Source organism: Pseudomonas sp. GM84 (assembly GCF_000282535.1).
In the GTDB taxonomy this organism is placed as follows: Bacteria; Pseudomonadota; Gammaproteobacteria; order Pseudomonadales; family Pseudomonadaceae; genus Aquipseudomonas.
The window spans coordinates 1-17,842 of record NZ_AKJC01000331.1; the positions used below are offsets into that span (position 1 = coordinate 1).

Consider the following 17,842-nt stretch of genomic DNA (forward strand, 5'->3'; position numbering starts at 1 on the left):
CGGGTTAGCCGATACCGGCGGCCAGCGATGAGTTTTTCGCCAGGTTCAGGTATTGGCTGGTCAGTGGCGGAATGATCACCCGCAGGGCCTGGGGGATGATCACCTTGCGCAGCGTCGGGCCCTCGCGCAGGCCAAGCGAACGGGCGGCTTCGGTCTGGCCATGGCTGACCGAACGGATACCGGAACGCACGATTTCAGCGATGAACGCCGCGGTATAGATAGTCAGCGCCAAGGTCAGCGCCAGCAACTCGGGAATCAGCACCCAACCACCGACGAAGTTGAAGCCCTTCAGTTGCGGGACTTCCCAGTGCACCGGGCTGCCGAACATCAGCACGCAGGCACCTGGAATGACCAGCAACAGCGCCAGCCCTACCCAGAACTTGTGGAAGGGCTCGCCCGTTTCGTTGAAGCGCTTGTTGGCAAAGCGCAGCATCGCCGCGATGGCCACCAGTGCCAGCGCCAGTGCCACCACGAACGGCCAGAAGCCTTCGGCCATGGAGGCACCCGGCATGTTCAGGCCACGGTTGCTGATAAAGAAGGTGTCGTCGATATTGATGCTGCCCCGTGGCCCCGGTAGGGTCAGGAACACGGCGAAATACCAGAACAGGATCTGCAGCAGCGGCGGAATGTTACGGAATGTCTCTACATAGACCGTCGCCAGCTTGTTGATCATCCAGTTCGGTGACAACCGCGCCACACCGATGATGAAGCCCAGGACGGTCGCCAGGATGACGCCGATGAAGGTGACCAGCAGGGTATTGAGCAGGCCGATGACGAACACCCGCGCATAGCTGTCGGACTCCACATAGGGGATCAGATGCTGGGCAATACCAAAGCCGGCACTGCGCTCAAGGAAGTCGAAACCGGAGGTGATGCCCCGATGTTGCAGGTTGGTCTGGGTGTTGTGGAACAGGTACCAGCCCAGACCGACCACGAAGATGATCGTGAGGATCTGGAACAGCCACGCGCGCACACGTGGATCGCTCAGGGTAAGCCCCTTTTGTGCGCCGATTCGATTTTGCATGAAGTGCCCCGGACAGTAGGGATTCGAACAGCCTGCGGCGGCGGGATGCCGCCGCAGGGTGCAGCCATCAGCGCACAGGTGGCGCGTACTGGATGCCGCCGTTGTTCCACAGGGCGTTCATGCCACGGTCGATCTTCAGGTCAGTGCTCTGGCCCAGGTTCTTCTCGAACACTTCGCCATAGTTGCCGACTTGCTTGACGATCTGCACTACCCAGTCCTTGGGCAGCTTGAGGTCCTTGCCGTACTCGCCATCCGCGCCGAGCAAGCGGGCCACGTCCGGGTTCTTGGTGGACTTGGCTTCGGCCTCGACGTTCTTGGTGGTGATGCCCGCCTCTTCGGCGTTGAGCATGGCGAACAGGGTCCACTTGACGATGCTGAACCACTCCTCGTCGCCCTTGCGCACCACCGGGCCCAGCGGTTCCTTGGAGATGGTCTCCGGCAGCACCACGTAGTCGGTCGGCGCAGCCAACTTGGAGCGCTGGGCGAACAGCTGCGACTTGTCCGAGGTCAGCACGTCGCAACGGCCCGATTCCAGCGACTTGGCGCTTTCGTCGGAGGTGTCGAAGGTGATCGGGGTGTATTTCAGGCCATTGGCGCGGAAGAAGTCGGACACGTTCAGTTCAGTGGTGGTACCGGCCTGGATGCAGATGGTCGCGCCATCCAGTTCCTTGGCGCTGGAGACGCCGAGCTTCTTGTTGACCAGGAAGCCAACGCCGTCATAGTAGGTGACGCCGGCGAACACCAGGCCCATGCCGGCATCGCGCGAGCTGGTCCAGGTGGTGTTGCGCGACAGCACGTCGACTTCGCCGGACTGCAAGGCGGTGAAGCGCTCCTTGGCGTTGAGCTGGCTGAACTTGACCTTGGTGGCGTCGCCGAACACAGCGGCGGCCACGGCGCGGCAGACGTCGGCGTCGATACCGACGATCTTGCCCTGCGCATCAGGTACCGAGAAGCCTGGAAGACCGTCGCTCACGCCACACTGGACGAAGCCCTTCTTCTTTACCGCATCGAGCGTGGCGCCGGCCTGGGCAGTGCTCACGGCGCCCAGCGCGGCGGCAGCGGTCAGGACTGCCAGGGTGGTTTTCAGCATCTTCATTCACAACCTCCAAATCGCTCTTGTTGTACCGAGCCGGAATTGCACCGCACCCTTTTGAGGCGCATCCGACCCGAGTTGGCTTGTTATTGGGTCAATTGGCGCAATGGGCCGTTCTATGACAGCCTTCGCGTACAAAGGGTGTTACCGTCTGGGTTTGCCCCTTCGTATCAAGGGTTTCATAGCAAAGCGCGTACCACACTCGAAGGCTGGAGCGATTAAGCAATCGTCAAGTAGTGAAACTTGTATCGTTGCGACATTCTTTTTCCGACAATTAATTCCTGCGCCTCTTTTTTACGCACTTAATAACAAAGCACGCACACTTTCGGAGCAGTCATGACCCACCCGCTCATTCTCGAACCGCAGAAAACCGCAGACGCCTGTGTGATCTGGTTGCACGGCCTGGGTGCCGACCGTTACGACTTCCTACCCGTTGCCGAATTCATGCAGGAGCGCCTGCTCAGCACACGTTTCGTCATGCCCCAGGCACCGACCCGTCCGGTGACCATCAACGGCGGCTACGCCATGCCCAGCTGGTACGACATCAAGGCCATGACCCCGGCCCGTGCCATCGACGAAGTGCAGCTCGAAGCTTCGGCCGACCAGGTGATCGACCTGATCAAGGCTGAACAGGCCAAGGGCATCAGTTTGTCGCGGATCTTCCTGGCGGGGTTCTCCCAGGGCGGCGCCGTGGTGCTGCACACCGCCTATATAAGGTGGCAGGAAGCGCTGGGTGGGGTGATCGCCCTGTCCACCTACGCCCCGACCTTCACCGACAGCCACCAGCTGAGCGCCTGCCAGCAGCGCACCCCGGCCCTGTGCCTGCACGGCGTGCACGATTCGGTAGTGATCCCGGCCATGGGCCGTACCGCCTTCGAATACCTGAATACCTGGGGCGTCGCCGCCCGCTGGCACGAGTACCCGATGGAACATGAAGTGGCCGTCGAGGAGCTGAGCGATATCCACGACTGGTTGAGCAAGCAGTTGCAATAAGCAAGGCTCGCCTGTAGTTGTGGGAGTATTCCGCTACGCCGCGCCCGGTTCTTGCTTTACACTGCCGGGCGTACATTCCTTAACCAGTTGACGAGACGATCGTGCTCAAGGCACTCAAGAAAATATTCGGCAAGGGAGACGCCGCGCCCCAGGCCGTCGCTCCTGCTGCCAGCGTCACGCCGCCGGCCCCCGTCGCGGCACCCGAGGCTCAGCCCGAGCCGCAGCGCAAGCCTCCCCACGGCACTACCACCAGCGCCCAGGCCGAAACGCCCGCTACCGCGCCGGCCGCCGAGAAACCGGCCAAGGACAAACCGCGCCGCGAACGCAAGCCCAAACCCCAGGCCAGCTTGTGGAAGCCGGAAGACTTCGTGGTCGAGCCGCAGGAAGGCAAGACCCGCTTCCATGACTTCAAGCTCTCCAACGAGCTGATGCACGCCATCCACGACCTCGGTTTCCCGTACTGCACGCCGATCCAGGCCCAGGTGCTGGGTTACACCCTGCGTGGCCAGGACGCCATCGGCCGCGCCCAGACCGGCACCGGCAAGACTGCCGCGTTCCTCATTTCGATCATCTCGCAGTTGCAGCAGACGCCGCCGCCCAAGGAACGCTTCATGGGCGAACCGCGCGCGCTGATCATCGCCCCGACCCGCGAGCTGGTGGTGCAGATCGCCAAGGACGCCGTCGCCCTGACCAAGTACACCGGCCTGAACGTCATGAGCTTCGTCGGCGGCATGGACTTCGACAAGCAGCTCAAGGCCCTGGAAGCCCGCCATTGCGACATCCTGGTGGCTACCCCGGGCCGCCTGCTGGACTTCAACCAGCGCGGTGAGGTGCACCTGGACATGGTCGAGGTGATGGTGCTGGACGAAGCCGACCGCATGCTCGACATGGGCTTCATCCCCCAGGTACGGCAGATCATCCGCCAGACCCCGCCGAAGAGCGAACGCCAGACCCTGCTGTTCTCCGCTACGTTCACCGAAGACGTGATGAACCTGGCCAAGCAGTGGACCACCAACCCGGCCATCGTCGAGATCGAACCGGAAAACGTCGCCAGCGAAACCGTCGAACAGCACGTCTACGCGGTGGCCGGCAGCGACAAGTACAAGCTGCTGTACAACCTGGTGACCCAGAACAAGTGGGAACGGGTGATGGTATTCGCCAACCGCAAGGACGAAGTGCGGCGCATCGAAGAGAAGCTGGTCCGCGACGGCATCAATGCCGCGCAACTGTCCGGCGACGTGCCGCAGCACAAGCGCATCCGTACCCTGGAGAACTTCCGCGAAGGCCGTATCACCGTGCTGGTGGCCACTGACGTGGCAGGGCGCGGGATTCACATCGATGGCATCAGCCATGTGATCAACTTCACCCTGCCGGAAGACCCGGATGACTACGTGCACCGCATTGGCCGTACGGGCCGTGCAGGCAGCAGTGGTGTGTCGATCAGCTTTGCCGGTGAGGATGACTCCTACCAGTTGCCGGCGATCGAAGAGCTGCTGGGGCGCAAGATCAAGTGTGAAATGCCGCCTGACGAGCTATTGAAGCCGGTGCCGCGCAAGCATCATTGATCAATGCTGGCCCCTTCGCGGGACAAGCCCGCTCCCACAGGTTCTCTACTGAACCCGAGGGCAGCGGGACACCTGTGGGAGCGGGCTTGCCCCGCGAACCGGGGCTTAGCCCCGGCCATCCCCTTCTGACCTACCAGCGCTCCGCCGCATCCTGGTCACTCTGCTTCCCTTCCACCCAGCGCGGCCCCTCCTGGGTATTCTCCTTCTTCCAGAACGGCGCCCGGGTCTTCAGGTAATCCATGACAAAGTTGCAGGCATCGAACGCCGCCTGCCGATGGGCACTGGCCACGCCGACGAAGACGATCGGCTCGCCCGGCTCCAGCGCACCGATCCGGTGCAACACCTCGACCTTGAGCAACGGCCAGCGCTGCTCGGCCTCGACCACGATCTTGGCCAGGGCCTTCTCGGTCATGCCTGGGTAATGTTCGAGGAACATCCCCGCCACTTCCCGGCCATCATTGAAATCACGCACATAGCCGACGAAGCCGACCACCGCGCCGACGCCGACATTGGCATCGTGCATGGCATTGACCTCGGCACCGGGGTCGAACGCCCCTTCCTGCACACGTACCGACATGTTCAGCCTCCCGTCACCGGTGGAAAGAACGCCACCTCATCGCCCTCTTCCAACGCTTCATCAAGCCTGCACAGCTCTTCGTTGCGCGCGCACATCAGGTTCTGCTCGGCCAGCACCGCGTACTGCCCGCCCTTGGCCACCAGCGCCTGACGCACATCGTCGAGCACCTTGAAGTCCCCTTCCAGACGCTCGGCATCAAGGCCCAGCAGCTCCCGGTAACGGGCGAAATACATCACCTTGACCTTCATCACGCCTCCACCTTGTAGTGGCCGCTCTTGCCGCCGAGCTTCTCCAAAAGGCGCACTTGCTCGATGACCATGCCCTTGTCCACGGCCTTGCACATGTCGTAGATCGTCAGCGCGGCGACGCTGGCGGCGGTCAGGGCTTCCATCTCCACGCCGGTCTGCCCGGCCAGCTTGCAGCGCGCGACGATGTGCACCACGTCCTCGCCTTCGGCGCTCAGCTCGACCTTGACGCTGGTCAGCATCAGCGGGTGGCACAGCGGGATCAGGTCGCTGGTCTTCTTCGCCGCCTGGATGCCGGCGATGCGCGCCACGGCGAACACATCGCCCTTGGGATGCTCGCCCTCGACGATCATCTGCAAGGTCTGCGGCAACATCCGCACGCGCGCCTCGGCAATCGCCTCGCGCGCGGTCACGGCCTTTTCAGTGACGTCGACCATGTTGGCGCGCCCCTGGGAATCAAGATGTGTCAGCACTGCTCTGCTCCTGTGAAGGGAACTCAGAGTTTAAACCTGTGGGTCAGGTTTGAGCAGCGGAATGTGTAGGCAGGACAGGCCCTGTCGCTGGCAAGCCAGCTCCCACAGGTACACCACAATTCTTGAGAGCTGTGGATGTCCTGTGGGAGCGGGCTTGTCCCGCGAAGAGGCCGGGCGGCGCACCGCCCGGCGAGTGGGGTTACAGATGCGACTCGGCGTACTCGGCCAGGACCGAGCGTGGCACCCCTTGCAGGGTGAGGTGCACACCATGGGGGAAGTCCTTGAAGCGCTCGGTCAGGTAGGTCAGGCCCGAGCTGGTCGCGGACAGGTAAGGGGTATCGATCTGCGCCAGGTTGCCCAGGCAGACCACCTTGGAGCCGGAACCGGCACGGGTGATGATGGTTTTGATCTGGTGCGGGGTCAGGTTCTGGCACTCGTCGATCAGGATCAGGCTCTGCTGGAAGCTGCGACCGCGAATGTAGTTCAGCGACTTGAACTGCAACGGCACCCTTTCGAGGATGTACTCGACGCTGCCATGGGTGCTTTCGTCATCCATGTGCAAGGCTTCGAGGTTGTCGGTGATAGCGCCCAGCCAAGGCTCCATCTTCTCCGCCTCGGTACCCGGCAGGAAGCCGATCTCCTGGTCCAGCCCCTGCACGCTGCGGGTGGCGATGATGCGCCGGTAGCGCTTGCTGACCATGGTCTGCTCGATGGCCGCGGCCAGTGCCAGGATGGTCTTGCCGGAACCGGCGGGGCCGGTCAGGTTGACCAGGTGGATATCCGGGTCGAGCAGCGCGAACAGCGCCAGGCTCTGATGGATGTCTCGTGGCTTGAGGCCCCAGGCTTCCTGGTGCAGCAGCGGCTCCTGGTGCAGGTCGAGCAGCAGCAGTTCGTCGTTGCGGATGCCCTTGATCCAGCCGACGAAACCCTGCTCGTCGATGATGAACTCGTTGACGTGCACGGCTGGCAGGTTGTCGATCATTTGCACCCGATGCCAGGTGCGGCCGCGCTCCTGGCGGGTATCGACCTTGCTGACCCGGTCCCAGAACGAGCCGGTGACCGAGTGGTAGCCCTTGGACAGCAACGACACGTCATCGACCAGCTGGTCGGTGCTGTAGTCCTCGGCCGCGATCCCGCAGGCGCGCGCCTTCAGGCGCATGTTGATGTCTTTGGTAACCAGCACCACGTCCAGGTCGGCGCGCCGGCTGCGTACTTCGAGCAGGGTGTTGATGATGATGTTGTCGTTGAGGTTTTCCGGCAGCAGCTTGCTGGGTTCGTTGCGCGGGCTCATCAGGATCGACAGGTAACCCTTGGGCCCGCTCTTGCCACGCTGGATCGGCACGCCCTGCTCGACATCGCTGGGCGAAGCGTCACCGAGGGTCTGGTCGATCAGGCGAATGGCCTGGCGACATTCGGCGGCGATGGTCTGTTTCCCGGTCTTGAGCTTGTCGAGTTCCTCCAGCACCGTCATCGGTATGGCGACGTGGTGCTCCTCGAAGTTGAGCAATGCGTTGGGGTCGTGAATCAGGACGTTGGTATCGAGCACATAGAGGATTGGCTTGCTGGAGGAAGGGTTGCGTCCTTGGTCATCCATACTCGGTCACCTTATGTCGAAGCCACACGGCGCTTTCTGTTACGCCGCAGAGTGACTGCCGGTCCTCCCGTATCCGCGTTGCTACGGGCGGGAAGTGAACCTGGCAAGGTGGGCCTGGATGACGCCACCTGTGCTGCAGGAATCGGCTGTCTGCTTTCTTCATACCGCAAAAACGATGACCGAAAAAAGCTTTTTTACGTACCGGTGAAGTTTATTTTTCCGAATGACGAACAGGCCTTGGCGGTGGCGGCAGACAGGACTACAGTCAGAGTTCGGACCCACTACTTCTGATCGCCGTATTCTCGGCAATCTTCCCAGCCAATGCCGCTCTGCGCCGTATTGTGCAGCAGCCAGTCCACTGCACTTTGCGCCTTGGGCAGGGTGTCATGGAACTGGATCACGCCCTTGCGCCACAGCAACATCAAGGTCACCACCCGCTGGGCCGAGGCCTCGGCGGTGAGCGCCGTGTCGTCCTGGGCATCGATGTCCCATAACGAAACGCGCAACTGCTGGCTGGCCATGAATGCTTCGCCATCGGCACGACGCTGGCCATAGGGCGGGCGGAACAGCGGCACATACTGGTCCACCAGGTCGGCCTGGACGCGTGCCTGGGCGCGCTTGATCGAGTCTTGCCAGCCGTTCCACTGCGCATGGGAACGATACTCCCAGCCCTGAATGCCCACGCATTGCCCCTGGTAGAGCTGGCCAAGGGAGCCCGCCGCACCGGCATCACGACGCTGCTGCAAGCGGTTGCCCAATATAAAGAAGGTGCCCTGCATTTTCTGTTTGCGCAGGTAGTCAGCCAGCCCGTCCGTGCTCCCCCCTTCGGAGCCGGGCCCGCCGACGAAGGTCAGCAGGAACATGCGGTCGTTCAGTTCATCGCCACTTCGCTCACGGCTGGACAGACGCTCCACCTCGCTGCTCGTCTGCGGCAACAGGGCCGCCTTGCGCAGCTGTTCATCCAGGTAACGCACATGGAACTGGTGGCTCGGCTCGATCCATCCGGTATAGAACGTGCCTACATCTGTAGCGAACGTGGCCGCCTGAGTGCGCAACTCCGCCATCGACTGCACGGGATAGCAGAACGAGGCATCCTCCGTGCAACTGCGCTGGGCCTGTTGATAACCTTGCCACAAGCGCTGCCACATCCGCGCGCGTACCGCACGAATCTTCTGCAGGTTGACCTGCCGCAGCCCCAGGCGTGCGGCCAGTGCGCCGTCGTCGAGCAGTTCGCTTTCATGCAGCACCCGGGCGAAGGACAGGATCTCGGCACGCGAAGCGACGTCGAACAGCGCCGGGCTGTCCAATTGCTCGGGCCACAGGCTGCGGTCCAGGCTGGCCGGGTGAATGGGGGCGGCCTGGGCGGCCAGGCTCAACAGCGAGGCCAGCAAGGCACCGGCAATGCGCACGATCGGTCTCTCCGTGACAGCGAAAACGCGCACTATAGCGCCTGCTTTGCCGATGGTCTGTGTCTATTGTCGCCATAGTTTGGCGTGGCCGGTCCCAGTCCGTAGAATCCCCGGCAACGATTCCAGGAGCCGACCCGATGCTGACGGTGATTTCCCCCGCCAAGACCCTCGACTACGACACCAAGCCGGTCACCGACCGCTTCACCTTGCCGCAATACCTGGATGACTCGCAGGTACTGATCCAGCAACTGCGCGAACTGTCGCCGGCACAGATCAGCGAACTGATGCACCTGTCCGACAAGCTCGCCGGCCTGAACGCTGCGCGCTTCGGCAGCTGGACACCGGATTTCACCCCGGCCAATGCCAAGCAGGCGCTGCTGGCGTTCAAGGGCGACGTGTATACCGGGCTTGATGCCGAGACCCTCAGCGACGCCGACTTCAGCTACGCCCAGGCGCATCTGCGCATGCTCTCGGGTCTGTACGGCCTGCTGCGTCCGCTCGACCTGATGCAGCCCTATCGCCTGGAGATGGGCACCAAGCTGGCCAACGCCCGCGGCAAGGACCTTTACGCCTTCTGGGGCACGCGCATCAGCGAATGGCTGAACCAGGCACTGGCCGACCAGGGCGATGACCTGCTGTTGAACCTGGCCAGCAATGAGTACTTCAGCGCGGTGAAACGCAGCGCCCTCAAGGGTCGGGTGATCAACGTCGACTTCAAGGACTTGAAGAACGGCCAGTACAAGATCATCAGTTTCTACGCCAAGAAAGCTCGCGGGATGATGAGCCGTTTCGTCATTCAGGAGCGCATCGGCGACCCGGAGCAGCTCAAGCAGTTCGATGTGCAGGGCTACTTCTACAGTGCCGAGCAGTCCAAGCCTGATCACCTGGTGTTCCTGCGCGATCATCCCACCGCCGAGTGATCCTGCAAGGGCCTCTTCGCGGGACAAGCCCGCTCCCACAGACTCTCTACTCAACCTGAAAAAGGTGGGATACCTGTGGGAGCGGGCTTGTCCCGCGAAGAGGCCAGCAGTTACACCTACCTTCCCCGCCCCGCAACAGGGCACACTTCAAATCGCCACCACGTCATATTCGTGACGCCAAAAAACCACCACCCATCCCTTTATCGCCAAACGCCATAAGACCGTTCGTAGTTTTTTGACGAATTTTGAAAAAATTTTTTGCATGCTGGCATAAAAACATCCCCCTTCAGTCTCGCCCTTTATATACAGGGGTGAACCCTGCCTGTGCTATCAAAGTGAAAGTATTTGCCACTGAAAAAATATTTAGAAATCTTTCATGCACCCGCAACCCAGCCTGGAACTTCTCCTGCGACCTATCGCTCATAGTGCCGTAACGAATTTCATGCCCCCGGTGTGAGAGATGACTTACAGATGACAACTGGCAGTAATCCACTGCCCGCCCCGAGTACATCGACAGGCGCAACGGATTACCCTGATTGCACTGTCCATGGAGGAGACGCGCCCCTTACAAATCGTCCTAGTGGTTGATTTCAAAGGATTTATCCACTTGAAAAAACAAGCACAGCAACGCGCCAAGTAGCGCTTTGCAATAAAGACGGCTGCATTACAGGGCACGCCTTTTAATTACTGGCCTATTACTGCCAACTTTGAGTGCACAACTTTGTGCGCTCCGGACTTATTCATGCCTGCGCTCGGCGAAGTGTGCATTTGCCATGGATCCGTGCGCCTTGAAATTGTTGTTAATCCACCCAGTCCGGCTCTTTGCGAAGGAGCTGGCGTGATAAACACATGAGGTGATAGCGATGCGTATCAGCATCTTTGGTTTGGGTTATGTGGGTGCAGTCTGTGCAGGCTGCCTGACGGCGCGAGGCCATGACGTGATCGGTGTGGATGTGTCCAGCACCAAGATCGACCTGATCAATCAGGGCAAGTCGCCCATCGTCGAACCTGGCCTGGAAGCACTGCTGCAACAAGGCATCGCCAACGGCCGCCTGCGTGGAACCACCGACTTCGCCGAGGCCATCCGCGCCAGCGACGTGTCGATGATCTGCGTGGGCACCCCGAGCAAGAAAAACGGCGACCTGGGCCTGGAATACATCGAGGCAGTGTGCCGCGAAATCGGCTACGTGCTGCGTGACACCACCCGCCGCCACACCATCGTGGTGCGCAGCACCGTGCTGCCTGGCACCGTCAAGAACGTGGTCATCCCGATTCTCGAAGACTGCTCGGGCAAGAAAGCCGGTGTCGACTTCGGCGTCGCGGTCAACCCTGAGTTCCTGCGTGAAAGCACCGCGATCAAGGACTACGACCACCCACCGATGACCGTCATCGGCGAACTGGACAGCGCCAGCGGCGACGTGCTGCAGAGCCTGTACGAAGAACTCGACGCGCCGGTCATCCGCAAGCCGATCGAAGTGGCCGAGATGATCAAGTACACCTGCAACGTCTGGCACGCCACCAAGGTCACCTTCGCCAACGAAATCGGCAACATCGCCAAGGCCGTCGGTGTCGATGGCCGCGACGTGATGGACGTGGTCTGCCAGGACAAGGTGCTGAACCTGTCGCAGTACTACATGCGCCCTGGCTTCGCCTTCGGCGGCTCGTGCCTGCCCAAGGACGTACGCGCCCTCACCTACCGCGCTGCCAGCCTCGACGTGCGTGCCCCGCTGCTCGACTCGCTGATGCGCAGCAACGAGTCGCAGGTGCAGAACGCCTTCGAACTGATCGAAGCCTACGACAAGCGCAAGGTCGCCCTGCTCGGCCTGAGCTTCAAGGCCGGCACCGACGACCTGCGTGAAAGCCCGCTGGTGGAACTGGCCGAGCGCCTGATCGGCAAGGGCTACCAACTGGACATCTACGACGAGAACGTCGAGTACGCCCGCGTTCACGGGGCGAACAAAGAGTACATCGAGTCGAAGATTCCCCACGTGTCCTCGCTGCTCAACGCCAACTTCCAGAAGGTCATCGACAACGCCGACATCATCGTCCTGGGCAACCGTGACGAGCAGTTCCGCGCCCTTGCCCAGCAAGCGCCGGAAGGCAAGCAGGTGATCGACCTGGTCGGCTTCATGAGCAAGCCGACCTGCACCACCAGCCGTACCGAAGGCATCTGCTGGTAAGCCCTCGGCCGGGCGACGCAGCCTCCCCACTGCGTCGCCCTTTTCTTCACAAGAATTCTCCACGGATGCTGAACATGCAAAGGCTCCAGACAGTGCTGTTGCAGTGCGCCGGTTGGCTGCTCTACATGAGCCTGCTCATGTTGATCGCCCTGGCCCTGCCGGCCGATATCTTCGACTCGCAGTCGAAGCACTTCATCTTCCTGGTCGGCGCAGTCGGCATCTGGCGCTATTCCATGGGCGCCACCCATTTCATTCGCGGCATGATCTTCCTCTACGGCGTCTACCCCTACCTGCGCCGCAAGGTGCAGAAAATGGGCGACGCCGCAGCGCCCTCGCACGTCTACCTGATGGTCACCAGCTTCCGTATCGAAGCCCTGACCACCGCCCAGGTGTACAGCTCGGTGATTCGCGAGGCGATCGACTGCGGCTACCCCACCACCGTGGTCTGCTCGCTGGTGGAGATGTCCGATGAACTGCTGGTGAAAAGCCTGTGGGCCAAGTACAACCCGCCCGCCCACGTCAAGCTGGACATCGTGCGCATCGCCGGCACCGGCAAGCGCGACGGCCTGGCCTATGGCTTCCGCGCCATCTCGCGGATGCTCCCGGACGAGAACGCCGTTGTAGCGGTGATCGACGGTGACACCGTGCTGGGCGAAGGCGTGGTACGCAAGACCGTGCCGTGGTTCAAGCTGTTCCCCAACGTCGGTGGCCTGACCACCAACGAATTCTGCGAAGTGCGCGGTGGCTACATCATGAGCGAGTGGCACAAGCTGCGCTTCGCCCAGCGCCACATCAACATGTGCTCGATGGCACTGAGCAAGCGCGTGCTGACCATGACCGGTCGCATGTCGATGTTCCGCGCAAGCGTAGTGACCAACCCCGAGTTCATCGCCGACGTCGAAAGCGACTCGCTGATGCACTGGCGCCTGGGCCGCTTCAAGTTCCTCACCGGTGACGACAAGTCCAGCTGGTTCAGCCTGATGCGCCTTGGCTACGACACCTTCTACGTGCCGGACGCCGCCATCAACACGGTCGAGCACCCGCCGGAAAAAAGCTTCCTCAAGGCCAGCCGCAAGCTCATGTACCGCTGGTACGGCAACAACCTGCGGCAGAACTCCCGCGCGCTGGGCCTGGGTGTAGGCCGCCTGGGAGCGTTCACCAGCATCGTGCTGTTCGACCAGCGCGTGTCGATGTGGACCAGCCTGCTGGGCCTGACCGTGGCGGTGATCGCCAGCCTCAAGTTCGGCATGGCGTACCTGCTGGTGTACCTGCTGTGGATCGGCATCACCCGCCTGATCCTGACCATCATGCTGCTGTGCTCGGGCCACAACGTCGGCCCCGCCTACCCGCTGATTCTCTATTACAACCAGATCGTCGGCGCGCTGATGAAGATCTACGTGTTCTTCCGTCTCGACAAGCAGTCCTGGACCCGCCAGCCGACTGCCCTCAAGCGCGACCTCGCCAGCTTTCAACAATGGTTCAACACCTGGTCCTCGCGGACCATGACCTTCTCGGCTGCCAGCATCTTCGTCGCTGTGCTGTTCATGGTCGTGTGAGCCCAACCCGGATCGGATCTAACAGGAACAAACCACCATGAATACCGCCGTGAACGTCAATGTCGTGCATGAGTCCGAAGCCCAGCGCCAACACGCCCGGGTGCGCATCCCGGCCAAGCTGCGCTTTTTGGACAATGAACGCCAAGCCCACGATGTGAAGGTCGACGACCTGTCCGCCGGTGGCCTGAGCTTCCACACCAAAAAAGTGCTGTCGGTGGGTGAAGTCCTGCGCGGGCGCCTGCAGTTCGTGGTCGACAACCTTGGCCTGTCGATGGATATCGAATTCCAGGTGCGCTCCTACATCGCCGACAGCGGTCGCACCGGTGCGCAGTTCCAGAAACTTGAACCCCGCGATATCGCCACCCTGCGCCACATCATCACCAGCCACCTGTCGGGTGAACTGATCAGCATCGGCGATGTGCTCAGCACCCTGCAGCGCGACAACTTCACCAAGGCGCGCAAGCAGAAGGACGGCGGCTCCGGGCTGTCCGCCTTCGGCCGGCTCAAGGCCGTGACCGTCACCCTCGGCGTGTTCGTGGTCGGTGTCGCCGCCTTCGGCTTCGTCGCCAAGTCGCTATACGGCATGTACTTCGTCAGCCACGCCGAAGCCGGCGTGGTCGCCGTGCCGACCACCACCGTCACCATGCCGCGCGACGGCACCGTGAGCAGCCTGGTCGAAAGCGGTGGCCAGGTGGTCAAGGGCGCGCCGCTGGCCAGCTTCAGCACCAGCATGCTGGACATGCTCAAAGGCCACCTGGACGACTCGCAGCTGGAGCCGACCAAGGTCGAGGAACTGTTCGGCAAGCAGCTTTCCGGCACCCTCACCAGCCCCTGCGACTGTGTGGTTGCCCGCCAGCTGGTGGACGACGGCCAGTACGCCGCCAAGGGCCAGCCGATCTTCCAGCTGGTGCCACGCACCACCACGCCGATGGTCGAAGCGCGCTTCAGCTACCGCCAGTTCGACGAGGTCAAGCCAGGGACCCGGGTCAACTTCCAGGTCGCCGGCGAAGACGAAGTACGTACTGGCCAGATCGTCAGCAGCACCAGCCTCAACAGCGAAAACCTGGCGTCCGACATTCGCGTTCAGATCAAGCCAGACAGCGGCCTGCCCGCAGAACTTGCCGGGCGCCCGGCGTCGGTCAACAGCGACCGTGGCCCATCGCTCAACTGGCTGATCGATAAAGCCGTGGCCCGTGGTCTTTAAGAGGACAAGCCGATGACCAGCAGACAACTCGATACCTGTAGGCGCTGGCTTGCCAGCGATCGAGTGCGCAGCACTCGCCCGGCAGATGCGTCGCCTGCGCTGGCCAATCGCCGGCAAGCCGGCTCCCACAAGGTCCTTTGCGCCTTGACTGCGGCAATGGTCCTGGCCGGCTGTGCCGGCCTGCCCGACCAGCGCCTGGCCAACGAAGCCCTCAAGCGCGGCGACACCGCGCTGGCCGAGCGCAACTACAAGGCCCTGGCAGACCTCGGCTACAGCGAAGCGCAAGTGGGCCTGGCCGACATCAAGGTGGCCACCCGCGACCCGTCGCAGCTCAAGGAAGCCGAAGCCACCTACCGCGCCGCGGCGGCAACGTCGCCGCGGGCCCAGGCACGCCTTGGCCGCCTGCTGGTGGCCAAGCCCGACAGCAGCCAGGCGGAACGCGAAGAAGCCGAGAAGCTGCTCAAGGGCGCTGCCCGCCAGGGCGAAGCCAACACCCTGATCCCGCTGGCGATGCTCTACCTGACCTACCCGCAGAGCTTCCCCAACATCAACGCCCAGCAGCAGATCGACCAGTGGCGCGCCGCCGGCAACCCCGAAGCGGGCCTGGCCCAGGTGCTGCTGTACCGCACCCAGGGCACCTACGACCAGCACCTGGGTGAAGTCGAACAGATCTGCAAGGCCGCGCTCGCCACCACCGACATCTGCTACGTCGAGCTGGCCACCGTGTACCAGAAGCGTGCACAAGCCGACCAGCAAGCCGCCCTGCTCGGCCAGCTCAAGGCCGCCTATGCCCGTGGCGCGGTGCCGGCCACCCGGGTCGACAGCGTTGCCCGCGTGCTGGCCGACCGCAGCCTCGGCCAGACCGACGAGAAAACCGCCAAGGACCTGCTCGAACAGGTCGCCCCGGCCAACCCGGCCTCCTGGGTCAGCCTGGCGCAACTGGTCTACGACTTCCCCGAGCTGGGCGACACCGACCAGCTGATGGCCTACATCGACAAGGGCCGCGAGGCCGAACAACCGCGCGCCGAGCTGCTGCTGGGCCGCCTGTACTACGAAGGCAAGACGCTGCCGGCCGATGCCGGAAAAGCCGAACAACACCTGCAGGCCGCCGCCGATGCCGGCGAAGTCAGCGCCCACTACTACCTCGGCCAGCTGTACCGCCGCGGCTACCTGGGCGAGGTCGAACCGCAGAAGGCCGTCGACCACCTGCTCAGCGCCGCCCGCGGCGGCCAGAACAGCGCCGACTACGCCCTGGCGCAGCTGTTCAGCGAAGGCCATGGCATCCGCCCGCAACCGGACAACGCCTGGGTGTTCGCCCAGCTGTCCCAGGTCAACCCGACGCCGCAATCGACCGAACTGCTGCAGCAGCTCGACCAGCAGCTCACGCCTGACCAGCGCAGCCAGGCCCAACGCCTGCTGGAGCAAGAGAAGCAGGCACGCGGCAGCATGGTCCAGGGCGGCAACAGCACCCTGGCCCTCGAAGCCCTGCAAGACGACGAAAAAGAAGTAGACGGTGAGGACTCGCTATGACGCTCAATCCCTTTGTGAAAGCTGGCATCGGCCTGAGCTTCGCCCTGCTGTGGTCCTGCCCGACCCTGGCCGACATGACGGCCCAGAAGAACTTCGGCCTGGACGTGAAAATCACCGGCCAGTCGGAAGACGACCGTGACCTGGGCACCCGCCCCGGTGGTGACGTCAACGGCCTGGGCCTTGACCTGCGCCCGTGGGTGTACGGCGAGCGCGGCAACTGGAGCGCCTATGCCATGGGCCAGGCCGTCGCCGCCACCGACACCATCGAAACCGACACCCTGCGCCAGAACGACGACGGCAGCACCACCGACACCGGCGACGACAGCCGCAAGCCCGACAAGAGCTACCTGGCCATGCGTGAATTCTGGGTCGGCTACAGCGGCCTCACCGCCTACCCCGGCGAGCAACTGCGCCTGGGCCGCCAGCGCCTGCGCAGCGACGACGGCATGTGGCGCGACACCAACATCGAAGCACTGAACTGGACCTTCGACACCACCCTGCTCAAGGCCGACCTGGGTGTGGCCCAGCGCTTCAGCGAATACCGCACCGACCTGACCGAGCTGGCCCCGGAAGACAAGGACCGCACGCATGTGTACGGCAACGTCGCCACGCAGTGGACACCCGGTCATTGGGTCGGCGTGCGTGCTCACCACACCCATGACAGCGGCAGCCTGAAGAACCCTGGCGAGACCATCGACGCGCTGGACAAGACCCGCACCGGCGACCTCACCTGGCTGGGCCTCGAGGCCAACAGCGACGCCTACAACTGGCGCAACGACCACACCGTCAACTACTGGGGCAGCGTCACCTGGCTGACCGGCGATCGCGACACCCTCAGCAGCCAGCAGGTAGGCGACGAGCAAGTGGCCACCGGCAAGCAGAGCGGCGATGTCAACGCCTGGGCCACCGACCTCGGCATCCGCCTGCGCCTGGACCCGCAATGGCAGGTCGGCGCGGCCTACGCCCGCGGCAGCGGCGGTGGTGGCGACGACGGCTCGAACAACTTCGAGCAGACCGGCCTTGAGAGCAACCGCTCCAACTTCACCGGTACCCGCTCGCGCGTACACCGCTTCGGCGAAGCCTTCCGTGGCGAACTGGGCAACCTGCAGGCGGCCACCCTGTTCGCCTCCTGGCAGCTGCGCGACGACTACGACGCCAGCTTCATCTACCACAAGTTCTGGCGTGTCGATGGCTCGCAGAACATCGGCTCCAGCGGCATCAACGCGGCCGTCAACGACAACGGCGTCAGCCGCCCGCTGGTCGACGGCGAGAAAGACCTCGGCCAGGAAATGGACGTGGTCGTGACCAAGTACTTCAAGCAAGGCCTGCTGCCGGCCTCCATGAGCCAGGCCATCGACGAGCCGTCCGCGCTGGTGCGCCTGCGCGCCGGTGTGTTCAAGCCGGGCGATGCCTATGGCAAGGAAACGGACTCGTACATGCACCGCGCCTTCGTCGACGTGATCTGGCACTTCTGAGGCC

At 62.9% G+C, this 17,842-nt stretch carries 14 protein-coding genes and 1 pseudogene; 8 read left to right on the forward strand and 7 right to left on the reverse strand.

The features are described from left to right. Positions 1-7 precede the first annotated feature (7 nt). Positions 8-1,024, reverse strand: a pseudogene (locus tag PMI38_RS24105) (amino acid ABC transporter permease); the annotation flags it as partial. Positions 1,025-1,091: 67 nt separating this feature from the next. Next, positions 1,092-2,120, reverse strand: coding sequence for an amino acid ABC transporter substrate-binding protein (locus tag PMI38_RS24110; RefSeq protein ID WP_008100003.1), 1,029 nt, complete (start codon positions 2,118-2,120; stop codon positions 1,092-1,094). 333 nt (positions 2,121-2,453) lie between these two features. Between PMI38_RS24110 and PMI38_RS24115 the strand changes: the two genes are divergently transcribed. Next, the gene (locus PMI38_RS24115; RefSeq protein WP_008100004.1) at positions 2,454-3,110 is read left to right on the forward strand and encodes an alpha/beta hydrolase; all 657 of its coding nucleotides are present in this window, start codon (positions 2,454-2,456) and stop codon (positions 3,108-3,110) included. Between the two features lie 101 nt (positions 3,111-3,211). After that, entirely contained in the window at positions 3,212-4,675 is a 1,464-nt protein-coding gene (gene rhlB, locus PMI38_RS24120) for an ATP-dependent RNA helicase RhlB (RefSeq protein ID WP_008100006.1), read from the forward strand. A 130-nt stretch (positions 4,676-4,805) separates the two neighbouring features. Here rhlB and moaE read toward each other — a convergent pair whose 3' ends face one another. The 5 genes from moaE to PMI38_RS24145 all read right to left on the reverse strand — a co-directional run bounded on the left by moaE (position 4,806) and on the right by PMI38_RS24145 (position 8,973). After that, the gene (moaE, locus tag PMI38_RS24125; protein ID WP_008100008.1) at positions 4,806-5,252 is read right to left on the reverse strand and encodes a molybdopterin synthase catalytic subunit MoaE; all 447 of its coding nucleotides are present in this window, start codon (positions 5,250-5,252) and stop codon (positions 4,806-4,808) included. A gap of 2 nt (positions 5,253-5,254) precedes the next feature. Further along, positions 5,255-5,500 carry a MoaD/ThiS family protein gene (locus PMI38_RS24130; RefSeq protein WP_008100010.1) on the reverse strand — a complete coding sequence of 82 codons (246 nt, stop codon included), beginning with the start codon at positions 5,498-5,500 and terminating at the stop codon, positions 5,255-5,257. Then, positions 5,500-5,970 carry a cyclic pyranopterin monophosphate synthase MoaC gene (gene moaC / locus PMI38_RS24135; RefSeq protein ID WP_008100012.1) on the reverse strand — a complete coding sequence of 157 codons (471 nt, stop codon included), beginning with the start codon at positions 5,968-5,970 and terminating at the stop codon, positions 5,500-5,502. The genes PMI38_RS24130 and moaC overlap by 1 nt, the downstream gene beginning before the upstream one ends. Positions 5,971-6,169: 199 nt before the next feature. Next, positions 6,170-7,564, reverse strand: a complete 1,395-nt coding sequence (locus PMI38_RS24140; protein ID WP_008100014.1) for a PhoH family protein — start codon at positions 7,562-7,564, stop codon at positions 6,170-6,172. A gap of 281 nt (positions 7,565-7,845) precedes the next feature. Continuing rightward, a complete protein-coding gene (locus PMI38_RS24145) occupies positions 7,846-8,973 on the reverse strand; it encodes a polysaccharide deacetylase family protein (RefSeq protein WP_008100016.1) in 1,128 nt (375 codons plus the stop codon). Between the two features lie 137 nt (positions 8,974-9,110). On the opposite strand from PMI38_RS24145, the gene yaaA reads away from it, so the two are divergent. The 6 genes from yaaA to PMI38_RS24175 all read left to right on the forward strand — a co-directional run bounded on the left by yaaA (position 9,111) and on the right by PMI38_RS24175 (position 17,838). Next, positions 9,111-9,893: a peroxide stress protein YaaA gene (gene yaaA, locus PMI38_RS24150; protein ID WP_008100018.1), complete on the forward strand. Its 783-nt coding sequence runs from the start codon at positions 9,111-9,113 to the stop codon at positions 9,891-9,893. 863 nt (positions 9,894-10,756) lie between these two features. Beyond that, positions 10,757-12,073: a nucleotide sugar dehydrogenase gene (locus PMI38_RS24155; RefSeq protein WP_008100019.1), complete on the forward strand. Its 1,317-nt coding sequence runs from the start codon at positions 10,757-10,759 to the stop codon at positions 12,071-12,073. 74 nt (positions 12,074-12,147) lie between these two features. Continuing rightward, positions 12,148-13,629, forward strand: a complete 1,482-nt coding sequence (locus PMI38_RS24160; RefSeq protein WP_008100021.1) for a glycosyltransferase family 2 protein — start codon at positions 12,148-12,150, stop codon at positions 13,627-13,629. Between the two features lie 37 nt (positions 13,630-13,666). Next, entirely contained in the window at positions 13,667-14,833 is a 1,167-nt protein-coding gene (locus tag PMI38_RS24165; RefSeq protein ID WP_008100022.1) for a PilZ domain-containing protein, read from the forward strand. Between the two features lie 156 nt (positions 14,834-14,989). Continuing rightward, a complete protein-coding gene (gene algK, locus PMI38_RS24170) occupies positions 14,990-16,363 on the forward strand; it encodes an alginate biosynthesis TPR repeat lipoprotein AlgK (RefSeq protein ID WP_081502581.1) in 1,374 nt (457 codons plus the stop codon). Further along, positions 16,360-17,838 carry an alginate export family protein gene (locus PMI38_RS24175; protein WP_008100027.1) on the forward strand — a complete coding sequence of 493 codons (1,479 nt, stop codon included), beginning with the start codon at positions 16,360-16,362 and terminating at the stop codon, positions 17,836-17,838. Before algK ends, PMI38_RS24175 begins: the two co-directional genes overlap by 4 nt. The last annotated feature ends 4 nt before the right edge of the window (positions 17,839-17,842 follow it).